This window comes from Citrobacter sp. wls718 (assembly GCF_005280945.1).
GTDB lineage: Bacteria > Pseudomonadota > Gammaproteobacteria > Enterobacterales > Enterobacteriaceae > Citrobacter > Citrobacter gillenii.
Genome location: NZ_SZWV01000057.1, coordinates 66258 through 71276, shown reverse-complemented (window position 1 = coordinate 71276; position 5019 = coordinate 66258). Strand labels below are relative to the sequence as shown.

Sequence of the window (5019 nt, the reverse complement as noted above, 5' to 3'; positions counted from 1 at the left end):
TGGCGGGGCCAGTCGCGAAGAGACGTTTAGGCTTTCGCCTGATGATAGCTGCTGACTTTAAACAGGCGGCGGCAATAATCAAGGAAGTAGCCGTACACTGCACCCATCAACATTGAAACCACGATGTTGGAACTGACGGCCGCCGTGATCTGGTGCCAGTCTGCGCCAACCGTGAGCAGAATGACCACATACACCGGTGACTGGAAGGTCACGTATGCCAGCACATCCGCCAGATTTTTTGCCCATCCCGCCGGTGTGGCTTTACGCGCCGCACGCATAAACAGATCGCGGTACATACCGTAAGGCCAGGCGATCAGAATGTTGACAGGAATCGCCACCAGTCGGGAAGAGAGCGACTGCTCAAAGGTCATTCCGGAAAGGAATACTTCAATCAACATGTTCACGACAGAACAGTAAACAACCATCGCGAACGTGTCTGCTACAGCATGACGCAAGCGTGACTGCGGAGAGAACATGTTAATGCTCCTTGTAAGAAGAGGTAAAAAGGTATCGCATACCTTGTTGCTAGTGATTTATTTTGCTGCTTTCGCGTTTCAATAGGATATCTGCCTGCATAATAACTATCAACTAGCTTAAAATTTTTATTTATTGTCTTTTTGTCGATAAAATGCTCTGTAATGGTCTGTTTTTTGTTCGTTTTGGCATTTTCGTTGTCATGTTGATTAAATGTCTTTCAAATCATTATGTTATATTGATTTGTTTTTCTGGTTTTTTTACGAACTTTTCTAGATGTTTTTGAATATTACGCCGACATATTTATTTTTATTATCGGGTCATTACAAAATTGCATTGCAGGATGCCCCTGCGATGGGGTGATAAATATTAAGGTAACGTTTTGATTAATAGCTCGAGATCGACAGGGGCTGGAAATAGAATAATCAATCGAATATAATTTTTGCTGTAATACCATTTTTGCTTTATGCGTTAAAGAGGTTTTATTAATATGAGTTCAATGTTAAAAAACTTAAATAATATCCGCTCGCTGCGTGCAATGGCTCGTGAATTTCCGGTCGATGTACTGGAAGATATGCTGGAAAAATTCAGGGTGGTCACCAAAGAACGACGTGACGAGGAAGAACAGTTACAGCGCCAGCGTGCAGAACAGCAGGAAAAAATTAATACGCTGCTGGCGCTGATGAAAGCAGATGGGATTGAGCCAGAAGAGTTGCTAAGCATGACGACGGTGACGTCGCGAGCAGTTAAAAAACGTCAGCCGCGCCCGGCAAAATATCGTTTTACCGATCTCAATGGTGAAGTGAAAACCTGGACTGGACAAGGCCGCACGCCAAAACCTATTGCGCAGGCGCTGGCTGCTGGTAAATCACTCGATGATTTTTTGATCTAATTAGCAAGGCGGTGAGAGTGTCTCACCGCTTATTTTCAGCAAACGCCAAAATCGCCGTCTTCGCTATATCGGGTGACATCTGCTGCTTTCAGGGTGAATTTTTCACCGCTTTCATTACTGGCCTGCACGGCCACAATCTGCTCGTCATTTACTTCAACAACTTTCAATTTTGGTCCGCCCATACGCGGTTGAACCAGATCGCCGGGTTTAAACATGCTGTCCTCCGTTCTTGATGGCAAAACCCACCATAGATCAGGGCCATCGGCGGGTACAGCGCTGTTTCACTGATTACCGCTTAATGAGTACGCCGATTCCAGGGCATTTTATCCAGCAGCCGCGCCATGCCGCAGAAGCCGGTAACGCCTGCCAGGATAAGCCCCGCGCCGACAAAGCCGCTGAGCAGAAAGAAGGCGCTGCCAACGGCGTAACCGAGAACTACGCCGAGTAAGATAAGACTGCCTGCGGCAATCTGCACCTGGCGCATCAGTGGTAACGGCTGTGATTTATCTTCTACGACCGGCAAACCTGCTGCCTTCCAGGCGTCGATTCCCCCCTCAAGCAGCCAGCACTGGGCTGGTGCAGCAATTGCACTCAGTTTTGTGGCCGCATTTTGTGTGCGCTTACCCGACTGGCAGTGAAAAATAATGCGATCAGCGCGTAAGTTATCCGGCAATAACCCCTGGTCGAGCGCGGACAACGGTGCCAGATGCGCCTGCGGAATATGTTCGCGCAGATACTCATCGGCATCACGAATATCAATCAGTTTGGCTCCTTGCGCTAACAGCGTCTGCGCCTCGCGCGGGGAAATCGTCCCAATGGTCATGTTGGCTCCTTACGGGCAATACAGTGTTTTTAATGTGGCGATGAGGGAATTCACCGCCGCATTTTTGATGAAGTAGAGAATGCGCTGGGCATCACGTTGGCGGTCTATTAATCCTTCTTCGCGCATCCGCGCCAGATGCTGGGAGGTGGTAGAGGGGCTGAGTCCGGTGATCCGTGCGAGCTCACCCGCGCTGGTGCCCGGCGACCCGCAAAGCATGCACAAAATGAGCAACCGCTTCGGGTTGCTCATTGCTTTTAGCAAGCCGGCGGCCTGTTCAGCGCTGGCCTGGAGTTGTTCGAGTTCAGTCATATTTATTTAAGTAATTGCTAAATTAAGCATAGTCTAAAATAAAGAAACAGCTTACGCCAGCGTCAAGAGCGTAAAGGAGGGTAAAACAGCAGGGCGAGACGGGTGGAGTTAGCTACACTGATTATTCTTAGAGATAAAATCTCTTTCTAAACAATGATTAATTTTTTGCTTGTAGGGAGTGTGTATGGGGTTCTGGAGAATAGTTTTAACGATCATTTTACCTCCGCTTGGCGTGCTGCTGGGCAAAGGTTTTGGCTGGGCGTTTATCCTCAATATTGTGCTGACGCTGCTGGGCTATATCCCAGGTCTGATCCACGCTTTCTGGGTACAGACCCGCGATTAAACTTTTTCTGCCAGCAGTTTGCCGGACATCGCCTGCTGAATAATCGGAATCGGCGTCAGCAGGTGCTGGCGCATTAATTCACTGGCGCGTACGGCATCGCGCGCCAGAATTGCGTCGGTCAGCGTCTGATGCTGATCGTGTTTATCTTCCAGCATTTCCACCGACAGCACCGTTTTATGCAGCCAGATAAACCGGTAGCGCGCCGCCAGAGAGAACAGCCGTTCACGCATTTGCAGCAGATACTGCGACCCACAGCCGGCAACAATCGCCGTATGAAACGCCTGATGGCGCTGATCCCATTCATCCAGCATCTCTTCGCTGGCATCAACGGCTTCCAGTTTGCTGAGCATATGCGCGCGCGCCAGAATTTCCGCTTCCCAGGCGTCGTCGCCGCGTTCGATAGCCAGACTGACCAGCATGGCTTCCATATTGGCGCGGGCGTCAAAAATATCCAGCAGCTCCTGCTCAGACATTGACGCCACACGATACCCTTTCTGATTGACCACCGTGACCAGTCGCTCCGCCACCAGCTGCGAAAGCGCCTCGCGCAACGGTCCTACGCCGAGTTCATAGCGTGACGTCAGCAGACTCATTCGCAATTTTTCATCGGGCTGAAACACCCCGCGGATAATGTCGTTCTTGAGCCAGCGGTATCCATCAATGGCCGTCGGTTGGGAAATGGCGGTCATGGTCTTACTCCTGAAAAGGTGTCCCGGCCTGCGCCGGGAACAGGTTTAGCGCGTACTGTGCAACGGTGCTTTTTGCCACGATAGCAGTTTTTTCCAGCGCGCCATAATCGGCACGGTGCAAATGATCGCGATGGCGAGCAGCCCGGTTGAGATGACTTCCAGCTGTTGTGCCGGACGAAACAGCATCGCCACCAGTACAAAGCCAATAAAACCGATCACCAGCCACGTCAGCCACGGATAGAGCCACATTTTCATCTTGATATCTGCACCTTCCGCCAGCAGGATTTTGCGCATCCGCAGTTGGGAAACAGCAATGACCAGATAGACCAGCAGCGCGATGGCACCAGAGCTGTCGATGAGAAATTTAAACACTTTTGCCGGTGCGTAATAATTCACGATCACGGTGAGAAACGCCGCCCCGGTAGAGAGTAGCACGGCGACATAAGGCGTTTTGCTGCGGTTGAGTTTACCCATAAAGGCCGGGGCATCACCGCGACGGCTCAGGGAATACAGCATACGGGAGGAGGTATACAGCGCTGAGTTCAGACAGCTGGTGACTGACAGCAAAATGACACAGTCCATGATCAGCTTAGCGTGCGGGATATGCAGTAACTCCAGCACCGAGCGGTAAGAGCCCACCTCTTTCAGCCCCGGCATATTCCAGGGGATCAGCGCGACCACCACAAAAATGGAACACAGATAGAAAATGGAGATACGCCAGATGACCGAGTTCGTGGCGCGCACGATGTGTTTATCCGGCGTGTCGGACTCGGCGGCAGCAATGGTGACAATTTCTGCGCCCATAAAAGAGAACATGGTGATCAGCATCGCGCTCAGCACTGCGCCAAAACCGTTGGGCATAAAACCGCCCTGATCCCATAGCCTTGATACTCCGCTGACCTCGGCGTAGGGATAAAACCCACTAATCGCCGCCGCCCCGAGGGCAATAAATGCCAGGATGGCAATCACTTTGCACAGTGCCAGCCAGAACTCAAACTCGCCGTAATTTTTGACGCTTAGCAAATTACTGCCGGTTAACGCCAGCGTGATAACCAGGGAAAATAACCAGATGGGCACGCCCGGGATCCAGGAATGCAGAATGATGGCGGCAATGTTGGCTTCCAGCGGAATAACCAGCACCCAGAACCACCAGTACAGCCAGCCAATGGTATACCCAGCCCACGGGCCGATGGCCTTATCGGCATAGGTGGAAAACGATCCGGTATCCGGCGTGGCGACGGCCATTTCGGCCAGCATGCGCATAATCATCACCACCAGTAACCCGGCGAACAGATAGGCCAGTAGCACCGCAGGACCGGCTTCTGCAATCGCTACGCTTGAACCGACAAACAGGCTGGCGCCGATAACCCCGGCAATAGACAACATGGTGACGTGGCGTGATTTCAGCCCGCCCCCTAAATCATGTGATTGTGACACTTGCCCCATCTTTTAACCTCGTTATTGTTATTGACGTCGCTTCCTGCACCTT

General features: G+C 51.3%; 8 protein-coding genes. 2 read left to right on the top strand and 6 right to left on the bottom strand.

The annotated features are described in order from the left end of the window. Window positions 1-26: 26 nt before the first annotated feature. Complete coding sequence (alaE, locus tag FDW95_RS11685) at window positions 27-476, bottom strand: L-alanine exporter AlaE (protein ID WP_096756011.1); 450 nt, start codon at window positions 474-476, stop codon at window positions 27-29. Window positions 477-964: 488 nt separating this feature from the next. Between alaE and stpA the strand changes: the two genes are divergently transcribed. Then, a complete protein-coding gene (gene stpA / locus FDW95_RS11680; RefSeq protein ID WP_115257656.1) occupies window positions 965-1366 on the top strand; it encodes a DNA-binding protein StpA in 402 nt (133 codons plus the stop codon). 35 nt (window positions 1367-1401) lie between these two features. Here stpA and FDW95_RS11675 read toward each other — a convergent pair whose 3' ends face one another. The 3 genes from FDW95_RS11675 to FDW95_RS11665 all read right to left on the bottom strand — a co-directional run bounded on the left by FDW95_RS11675 (window position 1402) and on the right by FDW95_RS11665 (window position 2498). Then, entirely contained in the window at window positions 1402-1581 is a 180-nt protein-coding gene (locus tag FDW95_RS11675) for a hypothetical protein (RefSeq protein WP_115257657.1), read from the bottom strand. Between the two features lie 80 nt (window positions 1582-1661). Continuing rightward, entirely contained in the window at window positions 1662-2189 is a 528-nt protein-coding gene (locus FDW95_RS11670) for a rhodanese family protein (RefSeq protein WP_115257658.1), read from the bottom strand. 9 nt (window positions 2190-2198) lie between these two features. Further along, window positions 2199-2498, bottom strand: coding sequence for a metalloregulator ArsR/SmtB family transcription factor (locus tag FDW95_RS11665; protein ID WP_137363507.1), 300 nt, complete (start codon window positions 2496-2498; stop codon window positions 2199-2201). A 184-nt stretch (window positions 2499-2682) separates the two neighbouring features. Here FDW95_RS11665 and FDW95_RS11660 point away from each other — a divergent pair, with 184 nt between their 5' ends. Beyond that, window positions 2683-2841, top strand: a complete 159-nt coding sequence (locus tag FDW95_RS11660) for a YqaE/Pmp3 family membrane protein (protein WP_015585265.1) — start codon at window positions 2683-2685, stop codon at window positions 2839-2841. Here the strand turns inward: FDW95_RS11660 and csiR are convergent. Beyond that, window positions 2838-3530, bottom strand: coding sequence for a DNA-binding transcriptional regulator CsiR (gene csiR, locus FDW95_RS11655; RefSeq protein ID WP_115257660.1), 693 nt, complete (start codon window positions 3528-3530; stop codon window positions 2838-2840). The two genes, FDW95_RS11660 and csiR, sit on opposite strands and share 4 nt — an antisense overlap. Window positions 3531-3575: 45 nt before the next feature. Next, entirely contained in the window at window positions 3576-4976 is a 1401-nt protein-coding gene (gene gabP, locus FDW95_RS11650) for a GABA permease (RefSeq protein WP_096756017.1), read from the bottom strand. Window positions 4977-5019 lie beyond the last annotated feature (43 nt).

Excerpts from the sequence above, each read along its gene's own strand:
- alaE (WP_096756011.1), bottom strand. The coding sequence starts at position 476 with ATGTTCTCTCCGCAGTCACGCTTGCGTCATGCTGTAGCAGACACGTTC.
- stpA (WP_115257656.1), top strand. The coding sequence starts at position 965 with ATGAGTTCAATGTTAAAAAACTTAAATAATATCCGCTCGCTGCGTGCA.
- FDW95_RS11675 (WP_115257657.1), bottom strand. The coding sequence starts at position 1,581 with ATGTTTAAACCCGGCGATCTGGTTCAACCGCGTATGGGCGGACCAAAA.
- FDW95_RS11670 (WP_115257658.1), bottom strand. The coding sequence starts at position 2,189 with ATGACCATTGGGACGATTTCCCCGCGCGAGGCGCAGACGCTGTTAGCG.
- FDW95_RS11665 (WP_137363507.1), bottom strand. The coding sequence starts at position 2,498 with ATGACTGAACTCGAACAACTCCAGGCCAGCGCTGAACAGGCCGCCGGC.
- FDW95_RS11660 (WP_015585265.1), top strand. The coding sequence starts at position 2,683 with ATGGGGTTCTGGAGAATAGTTTTAACGATCATTTTACCTCCGCTTGGC.
- csiR (WP_115257660.1), bottom strand. The coding sequence starts at position 3,530 with ATGACCGCCATTTCCCAACCGACGGCCATTGATGGATACCGCTGGCTC.
- gabP (WP_096756017.1), bottom strand. The coding sequence starts at position 4,976 with ATGGGGCAAGTGTCACAATCACATGATTTAGGGGGCGGGCTGAAATCA.